20 protein-coding genes are annotated in these 24,157 nt (G+C 69.6%); 5 read left to right on the forward strand and 15 right to left on the reverse strand.

The features are described 5' to 3' along the window. Window positions 1-5: 5 nt before the first annotated feature. The 11 genes from ureC to R9X41_RS19815 form a co-directional block, all read right to left on the reverse strand. A complete protein-coding gene (gene ureC, locus R9X41_RS19765; protein ID WP_318632145.1) occupies window positions 6-1,724 on the reverse strand; it encodes an urease subunit alpha in 1,719 nt (572 codons plus the stop codon). Continuing rightward, on the reverse strand, window positions 1,725-2,030 hold the full coding sequence (locus R9X41_RS19770) for an urease subunit beta (RefSeq protein WP_318632146.1): 306 nt from the start codon (window positions 2,028-2,030) through the stop codon (window positions 1,725-1,727). A gap of 23 nt (window positions 2,031-2,053) precedes the next feature. Further along, window positions 2,054-2,665, reverse strand: a complete 612-nt coding sequence (locus tag R9X41_RS19775; protein WP_318632147.1) for a HupE/UreJ family protein — start codon at window positions 2,663-2,665, stop codon at window positions 2,054-2,056. Between the two features lie 22 nt (window positions 2,666-2,687). Further along, window positions 2,688-2,990 (reverse strand): urease subunit gamma, encoded by a 303-nt coding sequence (locus R9X41_RS19780; protein ID WP_318632148.1) that lies wholly within the window; start codon window positions 2,988-2,990, stop codon window positions 2,688-2,690. Window positions 2,991-3,103: 113 nt separating this feature from the next. After that, window positions 3,104-3,943 (reverse strand): urease accessory protein UreD, encoded by an 840-nt coding sequence (locus R9X41_RS19785; RefSeq protein ID WP_318632149.1) that lies wholly within the window; start codon window positions 3,941-3,943, stop codon window positions 3,104-3,106. Between the two features lie 51 nt (window positions 3,944-3,994). Continuing rightward, entirely contained in the window at window positions 3,995-4,336 is a 342-nt protein-coding gene (locus R9X41_RS19790) for a hypothetical protein (RefSeq protein WP_318632150.1), read from the reverse strand. Window positions 4,337-4,376: 40 nt separating this feature from the next. Next, window positions 4,377-5,348, reverse strand: coding sequence for a tripartite tricarboxylate transporter substrate binding protein (locus R9X41_RS19795; RefSeq protein ID WP_318632151.1), 972 nt, complete (start codon window positions 5,346-5,348; stop codon window positions 4,377-4,379). A 120-nt stretch (window positions 5,349-5,468) separates the two neighbouring features. After that, entirely contained in the window at window positions 5,469-6,971 is a 1,503-nt protein-coding gene (gene lnt, locus R9X41_RS19800) for an apolipoprotein N-acyltransferase (RefSeq protein WP_318635286.1), read from the reverse strand. A 47-nt stretch (window positions 6,972-7,018) separates the two neighbouring features. Beyond that, window positions 7,019-7,891, reverse strand: coding sequence for a CorC family transporter (locus tag R9X41_RS19805; RefSeq protein ID WP_318632152.1), 873 nt, complete (start codon window positions 7,889-7,891; stop codon window positions 7,019-7,021). A 137-nt stretch (window positions 7,892-8,028) separates the two neighbouring features. Continuing rightward, window positions 8,029-8,757 (reverse strand): GNAT family N-acetyltransferase, encoded by a 729-nt coding sequence (locus R9X41_RS19810; RefSeq protein ID WP_318632153.1) that lies wholly within the window; start codon window positions 8,755-8,757, stop codon window positions 8,029-8,031. Window positions 8,758-8,789: 32 nt separating this feature from the next. Next, a complete protein-coding gene (locus R9X41_RS19815) occupies window positions 8,790-9,722 on the reverse strand; it encodes an esterase/lipase family protein (RefSeq protein ID WP_318632154.1) in 933 nt (310 codons plus the stop codon). A gap of 141 nt (window positions 9,723-9,863) precedes the next feature. Between R9X41_RS19815 and R9X41_RS19820 the strand changes: the two genes are divergently transcribed. Beyond that, a complete protein-coding gene (locus R9X41_RS19820) occupies window positions 9,864-10,760 on the forward strand; it encodes an MBL fold metallo-hydrolase (protein ID WP_318632155.1) in 897 nt (298 codons plus the stop codon). A gap of 5 nt (window positions 10,761-10,765) precedes the next feature. Here R9X41_RS19820 and uraD read toward each other — a convergent pair whose 3' ends face one another. Next, complete coding sequence (gene uraD, locus R9X41_RS19825; protein ID WP_318632156.1) at window positions 10,766-11,314, reverse strand: 2-oxo-4-hydroxy-4-carboxy-5-ureidoimidazoline decarboxylase; 549 nt, start codon at window positions 11,312-11,314, stop codon at window positions 10,766-10,768. Beyond that, the gene (locus tag R9X41_RS19830; protein ID WP_318632157.1) at window positions 11,311-12,288 is read right to left on the reverse strand and encodes a Bug family tripartite tricarboxylate transporter substrate binding protein; all 978 of its coding nucleotides are present in this window, start codon (window positions 12,286-12,288) and stop codon (window positions 11,311-11,313) included. Before R9X41_RS19830 ends, uraD begins: the two co-directional genes overlap by 4 nt. A gap of 118 nt (window positions 12,289-12,406) precedes the next feature. On the opposite strand from R9X41_RS19830, the gene R9X41_RS19835 reads away from it, so the two are divergent. Continuing rightward, window positions 12,407-13,339 carry a LysR family transcriptional regulator gene (locus tag R9X41_RS19835; RefSeq protein ID WP_318632158.1) on the forward strand — a complete coding sequence of 311 codons (933 nt, stop codon included), beginning with the start codon at window positions 12,407-12,409 and terminating at the stop codon, window positions 13,337-13,339. A 10-nt stretch (window positions 13,340-13,349) separates the two neighbouring features. Here the strand turns inward: R9X41_RS19835 and R9X41_RS19840 are convergent, their stop codons facing one another. Continuing rightward, entirely contained in the window at window positions 13,350-15,341 is a 1,992-nt protein-coding gene (locus R9X41_RS19840; RefSeq protein ID WP_412556716.1) for a lytic transglycosylase domain-containing protein, read from the reverse strand. Window positions 15,342-15,351: 10 nt separating this feature from the next. Between R9X41_RS19840 and R9X41_RS19845 the strand changes: the two genes are divergently transcribed. Further along, the gene (locus R9X41_RS19845) at window positions 15,352-15,924 is read left to right on the forward strand and encodes a 5-formyltetrahydrofolate cyclo-ligase (RefSeq protein WP_318632159.1); all 573 of its coding nucleotides are present in this window, start codon (window positions 15,352-15,354) and stop codon (window positions 15,922-15,924) included. 249 nt (window positions 15,925-16,173) lie between these two features. Further along, window positions 16,174-16,950 carry a LytR/AlgR family response regulator transcription factor gene (locus R9X41_RS19850; RefSeq protein ID WP_318632160.1) on the forward strand — a complete coding sequence of 259 codons (777 nt, stop codon included), beginning with the start codon at window positions 16,174-16,176 and terminating at the stop codon, window positions 16,948-16,950. Here the strand turns inward: R9X41_RS19850 and R9X41_RS19855 are convergent. Then, entirely contained in the window at window positions 16,937-18,181 is a 1,245-nt protein-coding gene (locus R9X41_RS19855; protein WP_318632161.1) for a multifunctional CCA addition/repair protein, read from the reverse strand. The genes R9X41_RS19850 and R9X41_RS19855 overlap by 14 nt on opposite strands. 107 nt (window positions 18,182-18,288) lie before the next feature. Between R9X41_RS19855 and uvrA the strand changes: the two genes are divergently transcribed. Next, window positions 18,289-24,087, forward strand: a complete 5,799-nt coding sequence (uvrA, locus tag R9X41_RS19860; RefSeq protein ID WP_318632162.1) for an excinuclease ABC subunit UvrA — start codon at window positions 18,289-18,291, stop codon at window positions 24,085-24,087. The last annotated feature ends 70 nt before the right edge of the window (window positions 24,088-24,157 follow it).

A 24,157-nucleotide genomic window follows, 5' to 3' on the forward strand; every position in this document is an offset into this window, starting at 1 on the left:
AAGTCCTAGAACAAGAAATACCGCTGCGCCATCGGCAGCACCTTCGCCGGCTCGCAGGTCAGCAGCTGCCCGTCGGCGCGCACCGCGTAGGTCTGCGCATCGATCTCCATCACCGGCAGCGCGGCGTTGTGCAGCATGTGGCGCTTGCGGATGTCGCGCACGTTCTTCACCGGCGACAGCATCTTCTGCAGCCCGTACTTGCGGCCGACGTCGTTGGCCAGTCCCGCCTGCGAGACGAAGGTGAACGAGCTTTTGGCAACCGCGCCGCCGAAGGCGCCGAACATGGGGCGGTAGTGCACCGGCTGCGGCGTGGGAATGGAGGCATTGGGGTCGCCCATCGCGGCCAGGGCGATGAAACCACCCTTCAGGACCACGCTCGGCTTCACCCCGAAGAAGGCCGGCTTCCACAGCACCAGGTCGGCCCACTTGCCTTCCTCGATGCTGCCCACCTCGTGGGCGATGCCGTGCGCGATGGCCGGGTTGATGGTGAGCTTGGCGATGTAGCGCCGCGCGCGGAAGTTGTCGTTGCGCGCGTTGTCCTCGGGCAGCGTGCCGCGCTGGCCCTTCATCTTGTGCGCCGTCTGCCAGCAGCGGATGGTGATCTCGCCGACGCGGCCCATGGCCTGGCTGTCGGAGCTGAACATGCTGATCGCGCCGAGGTCGTGCAGCACGTCCTCGGCCGCGATGGTTTCCTTGCGGATGCGGCTCTCGGCGAAGGCCAGGTCTTCGGCGATGGCCGCGTCCAGGTGGTGGCAGACCATCAGCATGTCGACGTGTTCGTCGAGCGTGTTGACGGTGTAGGGCATGGTCGGGTTGGTCGACGAGGGCAGGAAGTTGTCCTCGCCCACCACGCGCAGGATGTCCGGCGCGTGGCCGCCGCCCGCGCCTTCGGTGTGGAAGGCACACAGGCCGCGGCCCTTGGTGGCGGCGATGGTGTTCTCGACGAAGCCCGATTCGTTGAGCGTGTCGCTGTGGATCGCGACCTGGATGTCGTGCTCGTCGGCGACCGACAGGCAGGTGTCGATGGCCGCGGGCGTGGTGCCCCAGTCCTCGTGCAGCTTCAGGCCGATGACGCCGGCCTCGGCCTGCTCGCGCAGCGCCTCCGGCCGGCTGGCGTTGCCCTTGCCCAGAAAACCCAGGTTCATCGGAAACGCGTCGGCCGCCTGCATCATGCGTTCGATGTTCCACGGACCGGGCGTGGAGGTGGTGGCCAGGGTGCCGGTGGCAGGCCCCGTGCCGCCGCCCAGCATGGTGGTGGTGCCCGAGGCGAGGGCTTCCTCGATCTGCTGCGGCGCGATGAAGTGGATGTGGCTGTCGATGGCACCGGCGGTGACGATGCTGCCCTCGCAGCTCAGGATCTCGGTGCCCGGGCCGATGACGATGTCCACGCCCGGCTGCGTGTCCGGGTTGCCGGCCTTGCCGATCCTGACGATGCGCCCGCCCTGGATGCCGATGTCGGCCTTGACGATGCCCCAGTGGTCGAGGATGAGCGCGTTGGTCAGCACCAGGTCCATGGCGCCCTGTGCGTTGGTGCGCTGGCTCTGCGCCATGCCGTCGCGGATGGTCTTGCCGCCGCCGAACTTGACCTCTTCCCCGTAGCCGCCGGCCGCCAGGGTGTAGTCGCGCTCGACTTCGATGATCAGGTCGGTGTCGGCCAGCCGCACCCGGTCGCCGACGGTGGGGCCGAAGATCTCGGCATAGGCGCGTCGTCCGATCGTGGCCATTTACAGATTCCCTTGAACGAGTGCCCGAAAGCCATAGACGACGCGATCGCCCGCGTAGTCGACCAGCTCGACCGTGCGCTGCTGGCCCGGCTCGAAGCGCACCGCCGTGCCGCTGGCGATGTTGAGCCGCATGCCGCGCGCGGCAGCGCGGTCGAAGTCGAGCGCGCCGTTGGTCTCGGCGAAGTGGTAGTGCGAGCCGACCTGGATCGGCCGCTCCGACGCGTTCTTGACCAGCACCGTGGTGGTACGGCGGCCGGGGTTGAGCGTGTGTTCGCCGTCGTCGACGAGAAGTTCACCGGGCGTCATGCAATGGCCTTTTCGAAGGTGGGTCAGGCGGCACCGGCGAGCAAAGCCACGCCGAAGAGCGCGACGGCGGCGCCCGCCACGCGCGGCAGCCAGCGGCTGCGATGGCGCAGCGCCCAGCCGCAGGCGATGCCGGCGGCGTGCAGTGCGACCGTGGCCACCAGCATGCCGGCCAGGGTGGCGGCGGCATGCGACTGGCCGGCGAGCTCGTGGCCGTGCGCCAGTCCGTGGAAGACGGCGAATGCGCCGACGAGCACCGCGCCGACCGACGCGTTCAGGTGCAGCCGGGTCATGACCAGCAGGCCCATCACCAGCACCGAGGCGGCGATCATCGGCTCGACGCCGGCGATGCCGAAACCGGCCAGGCCCGCGAGCGCGCCGCACAGCAGCATGGCGGCGAAGGCGAACGGCGCGACCAGCAGGTCGGGCCAGGCACGGCGCGCGGCCAGCGCGCTCCACAGGCCGACGGCGACCATCGCCGCCAGGTGGTCGGCGCCGACCATCGGATGCAGCATGCCCGACAGAAAGGCGTGGTGGCCGCCCTGGTCGGTGCCGGGATGGGCCAGGGCCGACAGCGGCGTCGCGCCGGCGACGAGGGGCAGCGCGCGCGATGCGGCGGTGAAAAGAATGCTGAGCATGGTCGTGTCTCGGAAAAGCGATTCAGGGAATGGGCTGGTGGACCGTCACAAGTTTTGTGCCATCGGGGAAGGTGGCCTCGACCTGGATGTCCGGAATCATCTCGGGCACGCCGTCCATCACGTCGGCGCGGCTCAGCACGTCACGGCCTTCGCTCATGAGCTGCGCCACGGTCTTGCCGTCGCGAGCGCCTTCCATGACCGAGGCGCTGATCAGCGCGACGGCTTCCGGATAGTTGAGCTTGAGTCCGCGGCCCTTGCGGCGCTCGGCCAGCAGGGCGGCGGTGAAGATCAGCAACTTGTCTTTTTCGCGGGGCGTGAGTTCCATGCAGGCGGCCTCGGGTCGATGCGTTTCGTCAGAAAAAACGATGGTAATTCAGCCCGGGCGAGCGCGTGGCCCCGGCGTGTACGGCAGATGGCGTATGGCGGACGGCCACGCGCTCACATGTTCCAGATGCGCGGCGCGGTCGGCGCCAATCCCCAGCAAGCACCGCGCCAGGCGGCACGCACCGCGCGCGCCAGGTGCATCGCCGGCTCCACCACCGGCGCCAGCGCCCGCACCACGACGAGCCGGCCGTCCGGGCTGGTCACGCCCGCCGTGTCGCGCAGCGCATGGGCGTCGATGACGGCGCGGGCCACGTCCAGCGCCTGCTCGCGCTCGGTGCGCAACAGGGCTTCGCCCGCGGCCAGAAAGATGGTCGCCATGCAGCGGTGGCCCGCCAGGCCGAGCGGGCCGTCGAGCAGCCGGGCGTCGCTCGCCTCGACGGTGCCGCGCTCCAGCCAGATGCCGGGCATCTCGATGTGCTGGCGCAGCCGACCACGCAGAAAGGGCAGGCCCGCGTGGGGCAGGCCGAAGGCGGTGAGGTCCCAGCCGATCAGGCCGGCGCCCGGGGCGAGCTGCAGATCGAGCCGGTTCTCGGCATCGCAGGCGTCGTAGCAGATGGCCTCGAGCGGCAGCCATTCGAGCCGGGCGCCCTCGCCCACCGCGATGCGCGTGTGCTGGCGCGCGACCTCGCCCTGTGAGCGGTAAAAGCGGCTGGCACCCGGCGTGGTGACCAGGCCGTGGGCACCGGGACCGACTCGCAGGGTGATGTCCAGCACATCGCCGCCGACCAGGCCGCCGGGCGGATGCACCAGCACGTTGTGGCAGACGCCGTCTCCTTCCGGATAGAGGCTTTGCAGGATGCGCAACGGGCCCTCGTGGCGGTGGCGGGCGACGGTGCGGTCGGGGGCGTTCGCATCGCGGGTGTAGTCGAGTTCGAGTCGGGCGTGCCAGGGCATGGGGCGGCAGTGTACGGGCCGTGGTGCAGCGCCCCCCGGCGCACGGCGGCTTCAGCGAACAGCGTCGTCCGGCGCCGACTCCAGTTCGGCGTCGCAGCCCGAGCCCGCCGATATCCAGCGCCGGGCCAGCCGCGCCACCACGGGGCTCATCCAGCGCCAGCGCGGTCCCAGCACCGCAGCCGGCTCGGCCACGAGTCCGCAGCAGTAGCGACTGGAGGCATCGTTCCAGCGCAGGGCATCGCAGGCACCGTGCCGCTTGCGCGACACCACCATGCCCAGCGGGCAAGGCTCCACCAGACAGCACTGACCGCAGCCGTTGCACGGCTGCCCCCATGCGGGCTTCGGCGGCGCCGCGCGGTGGATGTGGATCTTTTGCCAGGCCGGAGCGGACATGACCGGATTGTCGGCCGGCCGCGTCGAGACAAAAGCCCGATCAGACCGGCTTGGCCAGCCCCAGCTTGTCGATCAGCGCCTTCTCGCGGGTCACCGTCTCCTGCGCGAAGCGGGCGTAGCGTGCCGAGTCCATGTAGATCGGCAGCATGTCGTAGCGGCCGAGCGCCTGCACATACGCCGGGTCGTCCATGCCTTTCTTGAAGGCATCGTGCAGCGCCTTGACCACCTCCGGCGGCGTGTCGCGTGGCGCGCCGATGCCGAAGGGCGAGTTCTGCACGATGTCCAAGCCCAGTTCCTTCAACGTGGGCGCGTCAGGGAACTTGTCGAGCCGCTGCTCACCCCAGGTGTTGAGCACCCGCAGATTGCCCGCGGCCACCTGCTGCGCGAAGCCGGTGGAGTCGGCCGCCGCCATCACGTGCCCGCCGATCACCGCCTGCATCAGGTCGGCGCTGCCTTTGTAGGGCACGTGGTTGAGCTCGATGCCGAGCTTCTGCGCGACCAGCTCGGTGGTGAGGTGCGGACTGGTCAACGTGCCGGTCGAGCCGTAGCTGAGCTTGCCCGGGTTGGCGCGGGCGTAGGCGACGAAATCGTTCCAGTTCTTGATCGGGCTGTTGGACGGCACCACGATGCCGAAGGCGTAGCCGGTGAGGTTGATGACATAGCGGATGTCCTTCACCGGGTCCCAGGCGACCTTGGTGGTGTAGCCGATGCGGAAGACGCCCAGCGGGATCTGCGCCACCAGGTAGCCGTCGGCCGGCGAGGTCTGCAGCATCTGCGCGGGCAGCGTGCCACCGGCACCGGGCTTGTTTTCCACGATCACCGGCTGGCCGAGCACCTTGGAGGCGTTCTCGGCGAGCTGGCGCATGGTGATGTCGGTCGGGCCGCCCGCCGGGAAGGCGATGACCAGGCGGATCGGCTTGCTGGGAAATCCACCGGCTGGCTGGGCCTGTGCGCCCAGTGTGGTGGCGGCAGCGGCGCCGATGGCGCCCTGCAGGAGTTGGCGGCGTTGCATGGAAGCGGATTCCTTTTTGTCTCGGTTGTCAGGGGCTCGCGGCCCTGGCCGATTAGGGAATGTCCGCCCGGGCCTGTCATCCGGAGAAACGCCCGGCCGAGGCCGAGCATGCTGTTCGCGTCAGATACCCGGGTGACGACCCCGGCCGGTCAACCCCGCCGCCAGCGCGACCGCCAGCCCCACGATCCACAAGGGCGCGTTGCCCCAGCGTGCGGCCCAGCGCGCGAACAGCGTGGGCGCGGTGGACCGGCCCCGCACCTCGGTGTGCAGCACGTCGCGGGTGAAGGGCTCCAGCGATGCGGTGACACGGCCCCGATCGTCGATGACCACGGTGGCGCCGGTGTTGGTGGCGCGCAGCATCGGCCGCTCGAACTCCAGCGACCGCATGCGCGAGATGTTGAGATGCTGGTCGATGGCGATGCTGTTGCCGAACCAGCCGATGTTGCTGAGGTTGACGAAGATCGTCGGCGCGCTGGCCACATCGACGAAGCGCCGCGCCAGCTCCTCGCCGAACAGATCCTCGTAGCAGATATTGGGCGCCAGCCGCTGGCCCTGCCACACGAAGGACGGTTGACCCACGTCGCCCCGGCGGAAGTCGCCGAGCGGGATGTTCATCAGGTCGGTGAACCAGCGGAACAGCGGCGGCACGAACTCGCCGAAAGGCACGAGGTGATGTTTTTCGTAGAGGTAGGGGCTGGCCTGGTCGGGCCGCAGTCCGATGGCCGCGTTGCTGTAGCCCTGCGCGTTGTTGCCGACCGGCAGGCCGATCAGCGCGGCCTGCGTGCCGGTGGCGAAGCGGCGGTGCACCGTGTCGGCATAGCCGGTCGGCAGGTCTTGCGGCAACACGGGAATCGCCGTTTCCGGCGCGACCAGCAAGGATTCCTTGGCCGCCTGCAACTGCTGCAGATACCAGTCGAGCGCCAGCGGCACGCCGCTGCCCGGCTGAAATTTTTCGTCCTGCGGAATGTTGCCCTGCAGCAGTGCCACCGACAGCGGCGCGGAAGCCTCTGCCACCGGTTCGCCCTGCGGCCAGAGCGAGGCCACGATCGACACCGCGATCGCGATGCCCGCCGGCAATGCCCGCCGCGCGCGCAGTGCCAGGCCGGCCGCTGCCGCCAACACGGCCGCCAGCGCGCCGAGCCCGTACACGCCGATCAGCGGCGCCAGCCAGTGCGCAGCGCCGTCGACATGCGCATAGCCGCCCGCGCCCCATGGAAAACCGGTGAACCAGGTGCCGCGCAGCAGCTCGGCCACCAGCCAGAGCCCGCCGAAGGCCGAAGCCCGGCGCCACAGCCCACGCTGCGGCATCGCGCGATACACCGCGCCCGCCACGCCGTAATAAAGGCCCAGGAAGGCCGCCAGCCCGAGCACCGCCAGCATCGCCAGCGGCGCCGCCAGACCGCCATAGGTGTGCATCGACGTGAACAGCCACCAGAAGGTGCCGCAGAGCCAGGCGATGGAAAAGAGCCAGGCGCGCAAGCCGGCCGAACGCACGTTCGGTGCCGCGTCGAGCAGCAGGACCAGCGCGGCCAGCGACAGCATCTGCAGCCACCACAGCGGCGCGCCGTCGAGCGGGCTGGCGATGGACGCGGCCTGCGCCAGGCCGGCCAGCACGGCCGCCATGCCGGCGACGAGGCGCGCGCCGAAGCCGCGCCGGGGCGGATCGAAACTCAAGCGGCCTCGGTCTCGACCGGCGACGGCGTGACCTTGAACCAGCGCACCGCGCCGCCCTTGGTGTGCATCACCAAGAAGCGCAGTCCGCCCAGGGTGTAGGTTTCGCCCCGGCGGGGCACATGGCCCATCTCGTGGGCGATCAGGCCGCCAATGGTGTCGAAGTCTTCTTCCTCGTCGGAAGGCGCGATGGTGGTGTCGAAAGCCTCGGCCACCCGCTCCACCGGGGTGTCGCCCGACACGCGGTAGCTCCGGTCGGCCAGGGCGAAGATGTCGCCCTCTTCCTCGCCGAGATCGAATTCGTCCTCGATCTCGCCGACGATCTGTTCGAGCACGTCCTCGATGGTGACCAGCCCGGCCACGCGGCCGAACTCGTCGATGACGATGGCCAGGTGGTTGCGGTTGGCACGGAACTCGCGCAGCAGGTCGTTGAGGCCCTTGCTCTCTGGCACGAAGACCGCCGGCCGCAGCAAGGCGCGGATGTTGAGGTCGGGCGAGCGTTGCAGCTTGAGCAGGTCTTTCGCCAGCAGGATGCCGATGATGTTCTCGCGCTCGCCGCTGTGTACCGGGAAGCGCGAGTGCGCGGTGTCGATCACCAGGTTGATCAGGTCCTCGTAGGGCGCGTCGATGTCGATCACGTCCATGCGCGGCGCCGCCACCATCACCTCGCCGGCGCTCTTGTCTCCCATGCGCAGCACGCCTTCGAGCATCACCCGCGACTCCGGGCCGATGATGTCGTGGTCCTCGGCTTCGGCGAGGACGGCGATCAGGTCTTCCTTGGATTCGGGCGCAGGGTGGATGAATTCGGCGACCTTCTGGAGAAAGGTGCGCTTGTCTTCCTTTTCTGCGCGCGCAGGATGGGGGTCGGACACAGGCGGGGGGTGCAGGACGTGCGGTTGTCTGGGAACGGCAAGGATAGCGGAAGCCGGTTCCGGCTTCACGTCAGGCCGATGCGATCGGTTCCCGCCGCCACGGTTGCAAGCAAGCGCCGGGCCTGCCTGCGCGGCGATCAGCGCCCGGTGGGCAGGCGCCCGGCGCGCACGTCGCGCCGCACTTCCTGCATGCCGCCGATCCAGTCCCAGAAGCGCTTGGAATCGCGCTTGAGGCGGTAGTCGGTCTCGCCGATGTGCGCCTCCCACCACTGCAGCACCCGGCTGTCGATCGTGGCGGGTGGCAGCGCCAGATAAGCCTCGGACTCCGACCCGTCGCGGTGCACGGTGGCACCGGCCTTGCGCGCGATGCGCAGCATGGCGGCGTTTTCGCTCAGCGCCTGGATCACCATCTGGCCGATGCCCGCATTGCGCGCATGCACCGTGGCCCGCTGGAAAAGCCGGGCACCGAAACCGCGCCCCCGGGCACGCGGCACCACCGAAACGCCGAACTCCGCGGTGCGCGGCTGCTGGCCGGCGTCGCCGTAGGCCAGGTGCGCCAGGGCGATGAGTTCGAGGCGGCGGTTGAAAATGCCGAAGATTTCGTCGCGGCCGAAGTCGAGCTTGTCGACGTAGGCGTTGATCTGTTCGTCGCGCGCGGCATAGCCGAAGCGCAGGTAGCGGTCGGATTCATCGAGCGCCATCAGGTGGGCGCGGATGCGTTCGCGGTGGGCGGGGCCCAGCACCCGGATCGGCACCAGGGCCGCGGTGCCTGGCTTGCGTGTGGACACGAGCGATGCCTGCTCGGGCCGGAGCCAGCGGCGACCGGCGTGCAGAGAGGCATGGAGCCAGGACTTGGGAGCGAACATGCCGCAATTTTAGGCGATATCGAGGGTTAACCCTAGATGTTTTGTCGATCGAGCAGCCCGCTTTCCACGCGTTTTTCCTCGAGTTCTGCCACCACGGCCGTCATGAGCGAATGCTCGAAGGCCAGCGCGACGTGTGGCAGGCCGGCGACAAACCGATTCTCCGCACCCTCCAGGCAGGCGGTGGACGCCGGAAACACCACGTTGTCGCAGTTGGAGTACCAGCACTGGAAACGTGATCGCAGCGCGGCGTCCTCGCCGTCTGCCAGCGCCGCGAGCCACGCCCCGCCCTGGCGCATCTGGAGCCCGCTGGCTTCGCGGGCGAAGCGGCCGAGCCAGGTGCCGTGGTGCGGCGAAGCGATGGTGACGACACGGGCGACCCGGCCGTGGTGCGACCCCGAGCGAATCCAGTCGCGCGCGACCAGCCCGCCCATGCTGTGGCACAGCAGCACCGGTGGGCGACCGGTGGCGGCGGTGACCCGGGCCACGGCGGCGTCCACGATGGCGCGGTAGGCCTCGATGTGGGCGACGACCGGCTCCAGGTTGACCGCCACGAAAGGCAAATCGCGCTCGCGCAGGCGTCGCAACCAGGGCGTCCAGAAGCCTCGGTTGCAGACAAAACCGTGGATCAGCACCACGCCCTGTCGGCCGGCCGCGTCGGTCGGCAGGTGGTCGGGCACGGCGTTCGAAAAAAAGGGCTGCCGCCAGCAGAAGACGCCGACCGCGGCAAAGCATTCCTGCCACCAGGCGGCCAGCACCTGCACGGCACTGGCGCGCGGCGCCGGATCGGCGCGGTTCACCCGGCCCATCGCCAGCATCTCCAGTCCCAGAAAGAACGCATGGCCGAACAGCAGCACCGCCACGCCGCCCACCGCCACCGCCGGCTGCGACCGCCACCACCAGCACACCCACGCCAGCGCGGCGACGAGCAATGTCAGGGTGATGCGTTGCTGCAGCCGGGCGAGCATGGGTTTCCTCCGAGGTATCGCGGTGATCTTCGCACGGCACATCGGTAGAAGCCCCCTGGCAACGGGGCAGTGGCGGCCGAAGAATCCGCCATCTTTTCGCCCCTCTCCCGAACACTCCCGATGCAAGCTCTTCCCGATGGCATGACGGTCCTGGAACGGGGCTGGCTATCGGCCAACGGGATCCTGTTCGACGCACCGGGCCATCCCACCGCCCTGGTCGACAGCGGCTATTGCACCCATGCCGACCAGACCGTCGCGCTGGTCGGCAACGCACTCGGCGAACGACCGCTCGACCTGCTGCTCAACACCCATCTGCACAGCGACCACTGCGGCGGCAACGCGGCGTTGCAGGCGCGCTATCCGGCGATGCAGACCGCCATTCCGCCCGGTGAAGCGGACGCCGTCGCCCGCTGGGACGAAACCGCCCTGAGCTATCTGGCCACCGGCCAGGAGTGCCCGCAGTTCGCGTTTCAGCGCCTGCTGGAGCCGGGTCAGGAGATCACGCTGGGCGGACTGTCATGGCAGGTGCTCGCCGCCCCGGGACACGACGCCCACGCCGTCGTGCTGTTCGAGCCGGGCAGCCGCACCCTGCTGTCGGGCGACGCCCTGTGGGCCGAAGGCTTCGGCGTAGTGTTTCCGGAACTGGAGGGCGACGACGCTTTCGGCGCGGTCGCCGGAACGCTCGACCTGATCGAGGCGCTCGATCCGGCGGTGATCGTGCCGGGACACGGCCCGGTCTTCCACGACGTGCAGGCCGCGCTGGCCACCGCGCGGCGACGGCTGGCGGGTTTTCTGCTGGACCCGGCCCGCCACGCCGGCCATGCCGCGCGGGTGCTGCTGAAATTCCGCCTGCTCGACTGGCAGCGCCGCCCGCTCGGTGCCCTGCTCGCCTGGGCCGGCGACACCGCCTATCTGCGCACGGTGCATCGCCGTTATTTCCCCGGCCTTCCCTTTGATGCCTGGGCCGGCGCACTGGTCGCGGACCTGGAGCGCGCCGGCGCCGCGCGGCGCGAAGGCGCCTGGGTGCTCAATACCTAGGGCACCTAGCGACCCTGGCCGGCCGACACCGTCGCCGGCTGGCCCAGGCGCTGCGCGAGGCGCATGCCGGAGATGACGGCGATCTCGTCCAGGCTGGCCTGCAACTCCTCCGCCCGGCTGCGCTCGATGCGCTGCTCGAAAGCCGCCAGGGCCGAGGCCAGGTCATGCCGGCGAATGCACAGAATGAACGGAAAGCCGAAGCGCTCGCGGTAGCGTGCATTCAGCGTGTCCCAGCGCCCGGCCTGATCGGCCGGCAGGCTGCCCAAGGCCAGGCCGGCCTGCTCGTCGGCCGAATCGGCCGTCATGGTGCCGGCGCGCGCGGCTGAGCCGGCGAGCTCGGGATGCAGGCAGAGAAACGCCACCAGCGCCGGCTCGGGCAGCGCCCGCAGCACGCCGAGCAGGGCCTCGTGCAGTTGCCCGACCGAACCGAACGGCCGCCGGCCGGCGACCGCATCGACCACCCACGGCGCATGCTCGAACACACCGTCGAGCGCTGCGGCGAAACCCGCTGCATCGGCCCGATTCAAGGCGTCGAGCGACGCTGTCCCGCTCACTTCGGGCCCAGGTCGGCGGCCTTGATCGCCGGCGTCCAGTCGCGGATCTGCTTCTCGACCACGGTGGTGAAGGCCGCCGGGCCGACGTAGGCGGGCAGCACGCCAAGTTCCTCGAATCGCTTGGCGATGGCCGGGCGGGCGACGATCTCGGCCAGCGCGGCGCGGATCTTCTCGACCACCGGTGCCGGCATGCCCGGCGGGCCGGACACGCCGAAGTAGTTGTCGGCCAGCAGGTCCGGATAGCCGGCCTCGGCCACCGTCGGCACCTGCGGCAGCAGCGGCGAGCGGGTGCGCGAGGTCACGGCCAGTCCGGTCAACTGGCCGAGCTTGACCATCGGCACGTAGGCGGTGATGACGTCGATGCCCAGCGGGATCGTGCCGGCCAGCAGATCGGCCGACATCGGCGCGCCGCCACGGTAGGGCACGTGGTCGAGGTTGAGCTTCATGTCGGCCTTCATCATCTCTCCGACGATCTGGCCGATGGAGCCGGGGCCGCCGCTGCCGAAGCCCATCTGGCCGCCGGCCGCGCCGACCGCCTTGGGAATGTCCTTCAGGCTGGCGATGCCCGCCTTGGGGTTGGCCATGATCAGCACCGGCGCCACGCCGACCTGGGCGATGTGGGTGAATTGGTGCACCGGGTCGTAGGGCAGCTTGGCGAGCGTGAACGGGCCGATCGACAGCGGGGTGGAGTTCGACAGCATCAGCGTGTAGCCGTCCGGCGCGGCCCGGGCGACTTCCATGCCGCCGATGGTGCCGCCGGCGCCAGGTTTGTTGTCGACGATGACCGGCTGGCCGAGCGTCTGCGCCAGGGGCGTGGCGATCTCGCGGGCAATGATGTCGCTGGCACCGCCGGCGCCGAAGGTGACGACGATGCGAATCGGTTTTTCCGGCCAAGCGGCGGAGGCGGCCTGGGCGAATGCGGTAAACGCCGCGATGGCGGTGGCGAGCAGCAGGCGGCGGGGCAAACGGGTCATGGCGGGCCGATCGAAAGTGGGGTTGCGGTCATCGTAGGCAGGCCCTGCGTTGCCGTCCATCATGCGATGGGCAACAATCCATGCGCAAAATCAGTACGCAAGACATAAGCGAACCACCGTGCGCCATTCCATCGTTCCCGCCGTGCTGCGCTACATCGACCAGGTCGCCCGCTCCGGCTCCATCCAGCAGGCCGCGCGCGAGCTGCACGTGGCGGCATCGGCCATCAACCGGCAGTTGCTGCAGCTGGAAGAAGCGCTCGGCGTGCCGCTCTTCGACCGCCTGCCGCGCGGCATGCGGCTGACGCCGCCGGGCGACGCCATCGTCACCCTCGCCCGCCGCTGGCGCGAGGACGAGCGCCGCATGGCCGGCACCATCCGCCAGATGCAGGGCGTGCACCAGGGCCAGGTGCGCATGATGGCGATGGACAGCCAGACCACCAGCGCCATTCCGCGGCTGGTGGAGGCACTGGCGGTGGCGCATCCGCGCGTGTCCTTATCAGTCGAAGTGGGCAGCACCGACGAGGCGGTGTCGGCGCTGCTGGCCGGGCACGTCGAGGTGGCCTCGGTCTTCAACCTGGAGCCGCGCCGGGAGCTGGTGGCCCTGTGGAGCGCGCCGCTGCCGCTGGGCTGCATCGTGGCCCCCGGCCATGCCCTGGCCGCCGGCGACAGCACCAGCCTGCAGGAGGTCTGCAGCCATCCGATCGTGCTGCAGAGCAAGGCGCTGCTGATCCGGCGGTATCTGGAGTCGCACTACCGCTGGCTCTTCGGCGAAGGGCCGCAGCGGGTGGAGACGAATTCGCTGCAGTTGCTCAAGCAGCTGGTCGCCAGCGGACGCTATGTGGCGCTGACCTCGGAACTCGACGCCGCGCCGGAGCTCGCCGCCGGCACCCTGCGTTTTCTGCCGCTGCGCGACCAGGGCGTGGATGCGCAGTCGGTCGACGTGGTGATCGATGCACGCAAGCCGATGTCGGCGGTGGCGCGCATCGTGGCGCGGCTGCTGGAGCAGTCGCTGGCCGCCTGTTTGGCGCAAGCGCGCGGCCAGAAGGTCTGACCAGACCTGCTCAAGGCAAGTCGCGGTTGGGCTCCACGAAATTCGGATCCTTCGGCCCCACGGTGCCCAGGCGCGCGCGCAGCGACTGCGGCTGGCCGGTGAGGATGGCGGCGTAGGTCGTGGTGTTGGCCAGCACCTTCTTCACGTAGTCGCGCGTTTCGGCGAAGGGCACGTTCTCCGCCCAGATCGCGGCTTCCATGGTCGGGCCGTCGCGCCAGACTCGCGGCCGGCCGGGGCCGGCGTTGTAGGCGGCGGCGGCCAGCGGCATCGAGCCCTGGAAGTCGTCCAGAGCCAGCTTGAGGTAGGCGGTGCCGATGGTGATGTTGGTGTCGCGGTCGGCGATCTGGTCGGGCGTGAAGCCGGTCAGGCCGATCTTGCGCGCGGTCCAGCGGGCGGTGGCCGGCATGACCTGCATCAGCCCGGAGGCGCCGACGCCGGATCGCGCGTCGGTGACGAAGCGGCTTTCCTGGCGGATCAGCCCGTAGACATAGGCCGGGTCGATGCCGACACGCCGGCTGTGCTGCACCACCAGGCTCTGGTGCGGCATGGGAAAACGCTGCGCCTGGTCGAAGGCCAGCCTGGTGCGCTCGCTGGTGTTGATGCAGCGGTCCCAGACCTCGCTCTGGCAGGCCATGTCGGCGGCGGCCAGCAGTTCGCGCTCGCTCATGCCGCCGTTGGCGTGCAGATTGGTGGCGTAGTTCCATTCGCGCACGCCTTCGCTGCGCAGGCCGAGCAGGATGGCGTAGAGCCCGCGCGACAGTGCCGGGTTGGTGCGTGCGGCGTCGCGCTCGTCCGGCGTCACCGGGTCGGGGCGCGGTGGAATCACGATAGGCCGGCCCAGTTCCTCGAGCGCGAGTTGCTCATAGAAGCCGCGCGGGCTGGCGATGCTCTCCAGCAGCCGTTGCGATTCGGCCCGCTGGCTATCGGAAGGCTTGACCGCCACGAGCGCCCGGGCGCGCCAGTAGACCCAGGTGGGGTCGGCGCGGGTGAGCTCGTCCATCGCGCCGGTGGCGGCCACCACATCACGCCAACGGCCGGCGCGCAGGGCGGCGCGCACCTTCCAGCCGAGCATGTCGGCGTTGAGGTCGGATTCGCGGGTGACGCGGCCGAAATAATCGTTGGCCAGGGGCGACAGCTTGGTCGCCGCCTGTCGGCCGATGGCGCCCCAGAGGTAGTTGCGCTCCTCGGCCGAGAGCTGGACGCTCCATTTGCCTTCCAGCTGCAGCGCGGCGGCGTCGGCATCGGACTGCGCCATCTTGAGCAGCGCCAGGGTGACCAGTTCCTTGCGCACCTTGTTGTTGGCGATGGCGCGCGAGGCCAGGTATTTCGCCGGACTGCCGTTGAGATCGGCCACCTGGTTCGCGTCGTCCGGCGCCACGATCTCCACCGCGCTGGCCGCCAGGCGCGGCCGGTTGGCCTCGATCGCCAGCCGTGCCTTGCGCCAGATGCCGGAAGGCTCGATCCTACCGGCGGCATAGAACTCGCCGGCCGCCGTGCGGCAGCCGTCGTCCTGCTCGCGCTGGGCGTTCCAGTTGCGCAGCACCTCGGCGGCCGGATCGCCCTGCGCCGGCGTCTGCCGCAGCTGGCCGATCAGCAAGGCGTAGCAGCGCACCTCGCGGTCGTCGTTCATGCGGAACGAGGGGTACAGGTCGGCGAAACGCTGCCAGTCGCGGCGCTGGCCCAGCAGCAGCAGCCAGTCGTTGCGCAGGCGGTCTTCCTGGTAGGTGCCGGCCCAGCGCGCCAGGAAGGCGTCGACTTCGGGCGGCTGGGCGTCCGGCAGGCGCGCCTTGAGTTCCCAGTAGGCGGCCCAAGGTTCGAGCGCGTGGCCGCGCAGCAGCGGCAGCAAGGCGGCGAGCCGTGCGCGGTCTCCCTTGCGGAAGGCCTGCGACATCTCGATGACCGCGTCGTCACCACTGCGGGCCGCCAGCGTCTGAGCGCCGACGGAGCAAGCCGCCGACAATGCCAGCACGGCGGATGTCAAAATCTTCCAAGGGATACTCATCAAGGGAATTATGGACAAAGCCGCCGTTCGCCGGGCCCTCATCGAAGAACGCCTGAACCTGCCCGACCGGCTCCAGCGGGCAGACATGCTCCAGCGCGTCATGCGGATATGGCTCGTGGGCCGTCCCGACGTGGTGATCGGGGCCTATTGGCCGATCAAGGGCGAATTCGATCCGCTGCCCGCCCTGCACCGCTGGAAGGAAGACGGCGAGCTCACCGGCGAGACCCAGCGCCGCCGCATCGCCCTGCCGGTGATCGACCGCGAGTTCAAGACACTCAGCTTCCACGCCTGGTACCCCGGCTGCCCGATGGAAGAAGACGCCTACGGCATCCCCAAGCCCAAGGACACCGAGCTCGTCGTGCCCACGCTGCTCTTCGTGCCCTGCGTTGGTTACGGCGCGGGCGGGCATCGGCTCGGCTACGGCGGCGGTTTCTACGACCGCACCCTCGCCACGCTGGAGCCGAAGCCGTTCACGGTCGGGCTCGGCTTCACGCAGGGCTTCCTGCCCGACCTCGAACCCGAGGCGCACGACCTGCCCCTGGACGCCATCCTCAACGACAACGGGGTCGTTTGGCCCCATTGATCCGTCACGACCGCCCGCAAGTCGACCATCGCGGGGATTATTTCGATTAAATTCAACGACAAACGCCTCTTACTGAATGTGGAGGCTGATCCTGTCGTCCTCGGCGCGAACGGGCGTCGCGGGCGATTTTTCCAACCAGTTTTCTTTTTGCCGTCCGCGGGCTCACCGGACCGCGCTGACCGATAGGTGACGCATGTTTTTAGTCCTCCGGGGTTTCCGGAGTTTGTCGCGGGCTGAAGCGAGCAAGTCGTGGGCGCGGCCCTGCCGACCGCATCCCGCCTGCGTTGCGGCCTGCGCCGGCGGTCGGAGCGCGGCATGAAGGTGGTGGTCGCCGAAGACGATCCGCAGCAGCAGGCGTTTCTGGTCGAGCTGGTGCTGGAACTGCGCCCGACCTGGCAGGTCGTCGCCCGGGTCGACAGCGTCGCGCAGGTGGTGCAGGCGGTGGCCCAGCACAAGCCCGACCTGCTGATGCTCGACATCCACATGAAGGACAGCGACGAGCCTTCGTGGCTCGGCGCGCTCTCGGGCAACACGGCCGTCATCTTCACCACCGGCGACGCCAGCTTCGCGGTGGACGCCTTCGACGTGGCCGCGGTCGACTACCTGCTCAAGCCCATTACCCGTGAACGCCTGGCCAAGGCCTTCGACAAGCTCTACAAGCGGGCGATCGAAAGCCGCGCGCCCGGCCGCCCGCCGGTGCTGCCGCTGGCCACCATCACCGCCGCCCGGGGCACCGACATGGTGGTCTACCAGACCTCCGAGATCTACTACTTCCAGGCCGACAACAAGTACACCCGCGTGGTCATGGCCGACCAGGAAGGCCTGGTGCGCACGCCCATCGCCGAATTCGAGCAGCTGCTCGACGGCAAGTTCTTCAAGCGCATCCACCGCTCCACCCTGCTCAACTTCCGCTTCGTCGAGCGGGTGCGGCGCGACGACATGGGTCGCCTGCGGGTCAAGCTTTACGGCATGACCGAGGAGCTGACGGTGAGCAAGCCCTACGAACTGCAATTCAAGGTGATGTAGCCAGGGCCGCCGCCACGGCGGCCTCCCGGGCACGCGTGACCGCCTCGCCGATCTTCGGCCCGCGCGCGCCGGCCGCCGCCGCCGCCGCCGCGACCGGCGCGGTGTCCACCGCCTGCGCTGCCGCCTGCGCCCGCGCCAGCCGTTCGCGCTGCGGATAGGGCGAGTCGTCCAGCCCCAGGCGCCCGCGCGCATCGCATTCGCAGGCCAGCAGCACGTCGGCGAAACGCTCCGGCCGTCGCAGGGCGTCGCAACGCTCCAGCAGCCGCAGCACCGCCGCAGCATCGAAGCCCTCGCTGCGGTGGATGTTGCCGTGCTCGCGCGCCACCACGTCGGCGGTCGCCCGGCAGGCCAGCGGCACCCGCAGCCGGTCGCACAAGGGTCCGAGCAGGCGCGCGCTGCGGCCTTCGTGGCCGATATGGCGCGGCAGCACGTCGGCGGGCGTGGTGCCCTTGCCGAGGTCGTGGGTCAGGCAGGCGAAGCGGGCTTCCAGCGGCGCCTGCAGGCGGGCCGACATGTCGAGCACCATGCACAGGTGCACGCCGGTGTCGACCTCGGGGTGGTAGTCGGCGCGCTGCGGCACGCCCCAGAGCCGATCGACCTCGGGCAGCAGCCGCGCCAGCGCGCCGCAGTCGCGCAGCACTTCGAGCATGCGCGACGGGCGTTTTTCCATCAGGCCGCGTGCCAGCTCCTGCCAGACGCGCTCGGCCACCAGCGCGTCCACCTCGCCCTCGGCCACCATCGCGCGCATCAGCGCCAGGGTTTCGGGCGCGACGGTGAAATCGTCGAAACGCGCGGCGAAGCGCGCCAGCCGCAGGATGCGCACCGGGTCTTCGCGGAAGGCGTCGGTGACATGGCGCAGCACGCGCTGCTCGATGTCGCGCTGGCCGCCGAACGGGTCGACCAGGCCGTCGAGCCCGGCCGCATCGACCGGCTGGGCCATGGCGTTGACGGTGAGGTCGCGCCGCGCCAGGTCTTCTTCCAGCGTCACTTCGGGCGAGGCGTGGAAACTGAAGCCGTGGTAGCCGGGCGCGGTCTTGCGTTCGGTGCGGGCCAGGGCGTATTCCTCGCGCGTTCCCGGGTGCAGAAACACCGGAAAGTCCTTGCCGACCGGCAGATAGCCCTGCTCGCGCAAAGCCTCGGGCGTGGCGCCCACCACCACCCAGTCGGTGTCCTGCACCGGCAGCCCCAGCAGGGCGTCGCGGATCGCGCCGCCGACTTTGTAGATTTGCATGCGGCCGAGTCTAGTGGCGCCAGACGCCGCCGCAGACACATCCGGTCGCTTCCCGGTCAGCAAGCCAACCCTAGAATCTTCGGCCCCCATACCCATTTGCAGGCGCTATGACCGATCGACCCGAAGGCACCATCCGCATCCGTGGCGCGCGCCAGCACAACCTGAAGAACCTGGATCTCGACATCCGCACCGGCGAACTGACGGTGGTGACTGGCCCGAGCGGCTCGGGCAAATCGAGCCTGGTGTTCGACACCCTCTACGCCGAAGGCCAGCGCCGCTACGTGGAGACGTTCTCCGCCTACGCCCGCCAGTTCCTCGACCGCATGGACAAGCCCGCGGTCGACCGCGTGGAAGGCGTGCCGCCGGCCATCGCCATCGACCAGACCAACCCGGTGCGCTCGTCGCGCTCGACGGTCGGCACGATGACCGAGCTCAACGATCACCTGAAGCTGCTGTTCGCCCGCGCCGCCCAGCTGTTCGATCGCCAGACCGCCCTGCCGGTGCGCCATGACACGCCCGACAGCATCTATGCCGAGATGCAGCAGCGTGCCCGCACCATGGCCGAGGGCGTGCCGCCGGACGAAGGCGGCACCGACTCCTCCGCCGACCCGCGCCTGGTCGTCACTTTTCCGGTCGAGCTGCCCGGCACCACTTCGCGCGAAGAGATCGAGCAGTGGCTCTCGGCCAGCGGCTTCACCCGCATCCATGCCGAGCGCGAGGTTGCCACCCCGACCGGTCCCCGCAAGGTGCTCGACGTGGTGGCCGATCGGTTCCGCATCGGCAATGCCGAGCGCTCGCGCGTGGTGGAGGCGATCGAAGTGGCGCTCAAGCGCGGCGCCGGCCGCGTCACGGTGCACGCCACGCCGCCGGGCGAAGGCGCGGCCACCGAGGTCTGGCGTTTTTCCACCGGTCTGCACTGTCCCGAGAGCGACATCCGCTACGCCGACCCGCTGCCGTCGATGTTCAGCTTCAATTCGCCGGCCGGCGCCTGCGAAACGTGTCGCGGCTTCGGCCGGGTCATCGGCGTGGACTGGGGCCTGGTGATTCCCGACGACCGCAAGACCCTGCGCGCCGGCGCCATCAAGACCATCCAGACGCCGGCCTGGGCCGAATGCCAGGACGACCTGATGAAGTACGCGGAAGCCGCCGGCATTCCGCGCGATACCGCCTGGAACAAGCTCACGCAGGACCAGCGCGACTGGGTGATCGAAGGCACGCCCGGCTTCAGGGAAGGCAACTGGAACAAGCAGTGGTACGGCATCCGTCGCTTCTTCGGCTACCTGGAGAGCAAGGCCTACAAGATGCACATCCGGGTGCTGCTGTCGAAGTACCGCAGCTACACCACCTGTCCGGTCTGCGCCGGCGCGCGCCTCAAGCTCGAGCCGCTGCTCTGGCGCATCGGCAGCCAGGCCGACGCGAACGAGGTACTGCCACCCGAAAAACGTTTTCTGCCCGCCGGCACGGCCTGGAGCCGCGCTCAGCTCGAAGCGCTGCCCGGCCTCAGCCTGCACGACCTGATGCTGCTGCCGATCGAACGGCTGCGGCGCTTCTTCGACCGGGTGGAACACCACGGTGACGGCACCGTCGCCGGCGAGGCCGACGCGCAGGCCCTGCGCCTGCTCTTCGAGGAAATCACCACCCGGCTGCGCTACCTGCACGACGTGGGCATCGGCTACCTCACCCTGGACCGCCAGAGCCGCACGCTCTCCGGCGGCGAGGTGCAGCGCATCAACCTCACCACCGCCCTCGGCACCTCGCTGGTCAACACCTTGTTCGTGCTGGACGAGCCCAGCATCGGCCTGCATCCGCGCGACATGGACCGCATCACGCAAGCCATGCACCGGCTGCGCGACGCGGGCAACACGCTGGTGGTGGTCGAGCACGACCCGGCCGTCATGCTGGCCGCCGACCGCGTCATCGACATGGGCCCGGGCCCCGGCGAGCGGGGCGGCCAGATCGTGTTCGACGGCGACATCGAGGACCTGCGCCGCGCCGACACCCTCACCGGCATCTACCTGGGCGGGCGCAAGCAGATCGGCATGGGGATGAAGCGCCTGGTGACCGACAGCACGCACCGGCTCATCCTCGAAGGTGTGCGCGAACACAACCTGCAGGGCGTCAACGTCGACATCCCGCTGCAACGCCTGGTCGCCATCACCGGCGTCAGCGGCTCGGGCAAGTCCAGCCTGGTGCAGGACGTGCTCGCCCCCGCCCTGCTGCGCCACTTCGGCAAGGCCACCGAATCGCCCGGCGCGCACGACCGCCTGCTCGGCGCCGACTACCTGGCCGACGTCGTCTTTGTCGACCAGTCGCCCATCGGCAAGACCGCGCGCTCCAATCCGGTGAGCTACGTGGGCGCCTGGGACGCGGTGCGCGAGATCTTCGCGGTGTCGGCCCTGGCGCGCGAGCGCAAGTACACCGCCGCCAAGTTCAGCTTCAACTCCGGCGACGGGCGTTGCCCCACTTGCGGCGGCTCGGGCTTCGAGCATGTCGAGATGCAGTTCCTGTCCGACGTCTACCTGCGCTGCCCCGACTGCGACGGGCGCCGCTACCGCGCCGAGATCCTGGAAGTGACCATCGAACGCGGCGGCCGCAACCTCAGCGTGGCCGACGTGCTGGAGCTCACCGTGAACGAGGCCGCGCAGCTGTTCGCCGCCGACCGCGAGGTGCTGCGCGCCTTGCAGCCCATCGTCGACGTCGGCCTGGAATACGTGAAGCTCGGCCAGCCGGTGCCCACGCTCTCCGGCGGCGAGGCGCAGCGCCTCAAGCTCGCCGGCTTCCTGGCCGAAGCGGCGAAGAACGGCAGCAGCAGCCGCCAGCCGGTGGCGAAGAAGGGCACGCTGTTCCTGTTCGACGAGCCCACCACCGGCCTGCATTTCGACGACATCGCCAAGCTGATGCGCGCCATGCGCAAGCTGCTCGACGCCGGCCATTCGCTGGTCGTGATCGAGCACAACCTCGACGTGATCCGCGCCAGCGACTGGGTGATCGACCTCGGCCCCGAAGGCGGCGAAGGCGGTGGCCTCATCGTGGCCGAAGGCCCGCCCGAAGACCTGCGCCTGCATCCCCATTCCCACACCGGCAAGGCACTGGCCGACTACGAGAAGGCACTCGGCCTGGGCGGCCAGGCGGTCGAGGAAGGCATGCCGCTGCAGCAGGCGATCCGCAAGCGCCGCCAGCCGCCCACCGGCCTCAATGCGATCCAGATCGTCAATGCCCGCGAGCACAACCTCAAGGGCATCAGCGTGGACATTCCGCGCGGCACCTTCACGGTCGTCACCGGCGTCAGCGGCTCGGGCAAGTCCACGCTGGCATTCGACATCCTGTTCAACGAAGGCCAGCGGCGTTATCTGGAGTCGCTCAACGCCTATGCCCGCAGCATCGTGCAGCCGGCCGGGCGCCCGGAGGTGGATGCGGTCTACGGCATTCCGCCCACCGTGGCCATCGAGCAGCGGCTCTCGCGCGGCGGGCGCAAGAGCACGGTCGGCACCACCACCGAGGTCTGGCATTTCCTGCGCCTGCTCTACGTGAAGATGGGCGTGCAGCACTGCATCCACGACGGCGCCGCCGTGCAGCCGCAGACCGAGGAAAGCATCGTCGCGCAGCTCATGGCGCGCTTTCGCGGCCGGCACATCGGCCTGCTGGCGCCGCTGGTCATCGCCCGCAAGGGTGTCTACACCGAACTCGCCGACTGGGCACGGCCGCGCGGCTACACCCATCTGCGGGTGGACGGCAACTTCCTGCCGACCACCAACTTCCCGCGCATCGACCGCTTCAAGGAGCACACCATCGAGCTGCCGGTGACGAGCCTGCGCGTGTCGCCGGAAACCGAGGCCGAACTGCGAGCCGCGCTCTCGCAGGCCCTGCAGCATGGCAAGGGTGTGGTGCACGTGCTGTCGGACATCGAAACCCTGGCAGAAGCCATGGAGTCGGGCGAACCCACCGCCGGCATCGGCACGCTGCTGGCGTTTTCCACCCAGCGCGCCTGCCCGGTCTGCCACACCAGCTATGCCGAGCTCGACCCGCGCCTGTTCAGCTACAACAGCAAGCACGGCTGGTGTCCCGACTGCGTGGGCACCGGCGTGCAGCTGAGCCGCGAGCAACGCAAGGTCTTCGACGACTCGGTGCTCGCCGACGACCAGAAGGGCCGCGAGCAAACGTTCGACGAACCCGATGCCGAAGGCGTGGGCGACTCCGCCTGCCCCAGCTGCCACGGCTCCCGGCTCAACCCGGTGGCGCGCGCGGTGCTGTTCCGTGGCACCGGCATCGCCGACATCGCCGCCAAGAGCGTGGTCGAGGTGCACGACTGGTTCGACGGCCTGGCGCTCGAAGGCCGCGAAGCCGGCATCGCCCGCGACCTGGTGCCGGAGATCCGCAGCCGGCTGGAATTTCTGGCCGAGGTCGGATTGGGCTATCTCACGCTCGACCGGGGCGCGCCCACGCTCTCGGGCGGCGAAGCCCAGCGCATCCGGCTGGCCGCGCAGCTCGGCAGCAACCTGCAAGGCGTCTGCTACGTGCTCGACGAACCCACCATCGGCCTGCATGCGCGCGACAACCGCATCCTGCTCGACGCGCTGCACAAGCTCGGCGACAAGGGCAACACCCTGGTGGTGGTGGAGCACGACGAAGACACCATCCGCCGCGCCGAGCACATCATCGACGTGGGCGCCGGGGCCGGCAGCCGCGGCGGCCGCATCGTGGCCCAGGGCTCGGTGGCCGACATCTCCGCCAACCCCGACTCCATCACCGGCCGCTTCCTGCAGCACGCCATGCAGCACCCGCTGCAGCCGCGTCGTGCGGTGGCGCCCTCGCTGGCCGACGGCGCCGCGGCGCCCGACGTAGAGATCGACTGGATCGAACTGCGCGGCGCCACCCTGCACAACCTGCAGGAAGTCGACATCGACGTGCCGCTCAAGCGCCTGGTTGCCATCACCGGCGTCAGCGGTTCCGGCAAGTCGACCCTGGCCCGCGACGTGCTGCTGGCCAATGTGCAAGCTGCCGTGCAGCAGCGCACCACGAGGGCCGGCCGCGACAAGGACGACGCCGGCGTGCACCCCGCCTGGGCCGGCTGCGAATCGCTGGACGGCTACCAGGGCATCGACCGGGTGCTCGAGGTCGACCAGACGCCCATCGGCAAGACGCCGCGCAGCTGCCCGGCCACCTACATCGGATTCTGGGACACCATCCGCAAGCTCTTCGCCGACACCCTGGAGGCCAAGGCGCGCGGCTACGGCCCGGGCCGCTTCTCGTTCAACACCGGCGAGGGCCGCTGCCCGGTCTGCGAAGGCGCGGGCGTGCGCACCATCGGCATGAGCTTCCTGCCAGACGTGAAGGTGCCCTGCGAAGCCTGCCACGGCGCGCGCTTCAACCCCGAGACGCTGGCGGTGAGCTGGCGCGGCAAGACCATCGGCGACGTGCTGCAGATGGAGGTCGACGAGGCCGTCGACTTCTTCGCGGCCATGCCGGTCATCGCCCATCCGCTACAACTGTTGCGCGACGTCGGCCTGGGCTATCTCACGCTCGGCCAGCCCTCGCCCACGCTTTCGGGCGGCGAGGCGCAGCGCATCAAGCTGGTGACCGAACTGGCCAAGGTGCGCGACGACATCACGCGCCGCGGCAACAAGGCACCGCACACCTTTTATGTGCTCGACGAACCCACCGTGGGACTGCACATGTCCGACGTGCAGCGGCTGGTCAAGGTGCTGCACCGGCTCACCGACGGCGGCCACAGCGTGCTGGTGATCGAACACGATCTCGACGTCATCGCCGAGGCCGACTGGATCATCGATCTCGGACCCGAAGGCGGATCCGGCGGCGGCCGGGTCGTGGCCACCGCTTCGCCCGAAGACGTGGTGCGGCTGGGCACCCATACCGGCGTGGCGCTGGCGCCGGTGCTGGCACGCTGAGCGGATCGCAGCGCCTGCCTGCGCTCGCTCTGAGCAAGGGCATGCCTCGGGTCCCATGCCCGGGGCTCGA

The organism is Xylophilus sp. GOD-11R (assembly GCF_033546935.1).
Classification (GTDB): Bacteria; Pseudomonadota; Gammaproteobacteria; order Burkholderiales; family Burkholderiaceae_C; genus Xylophilus.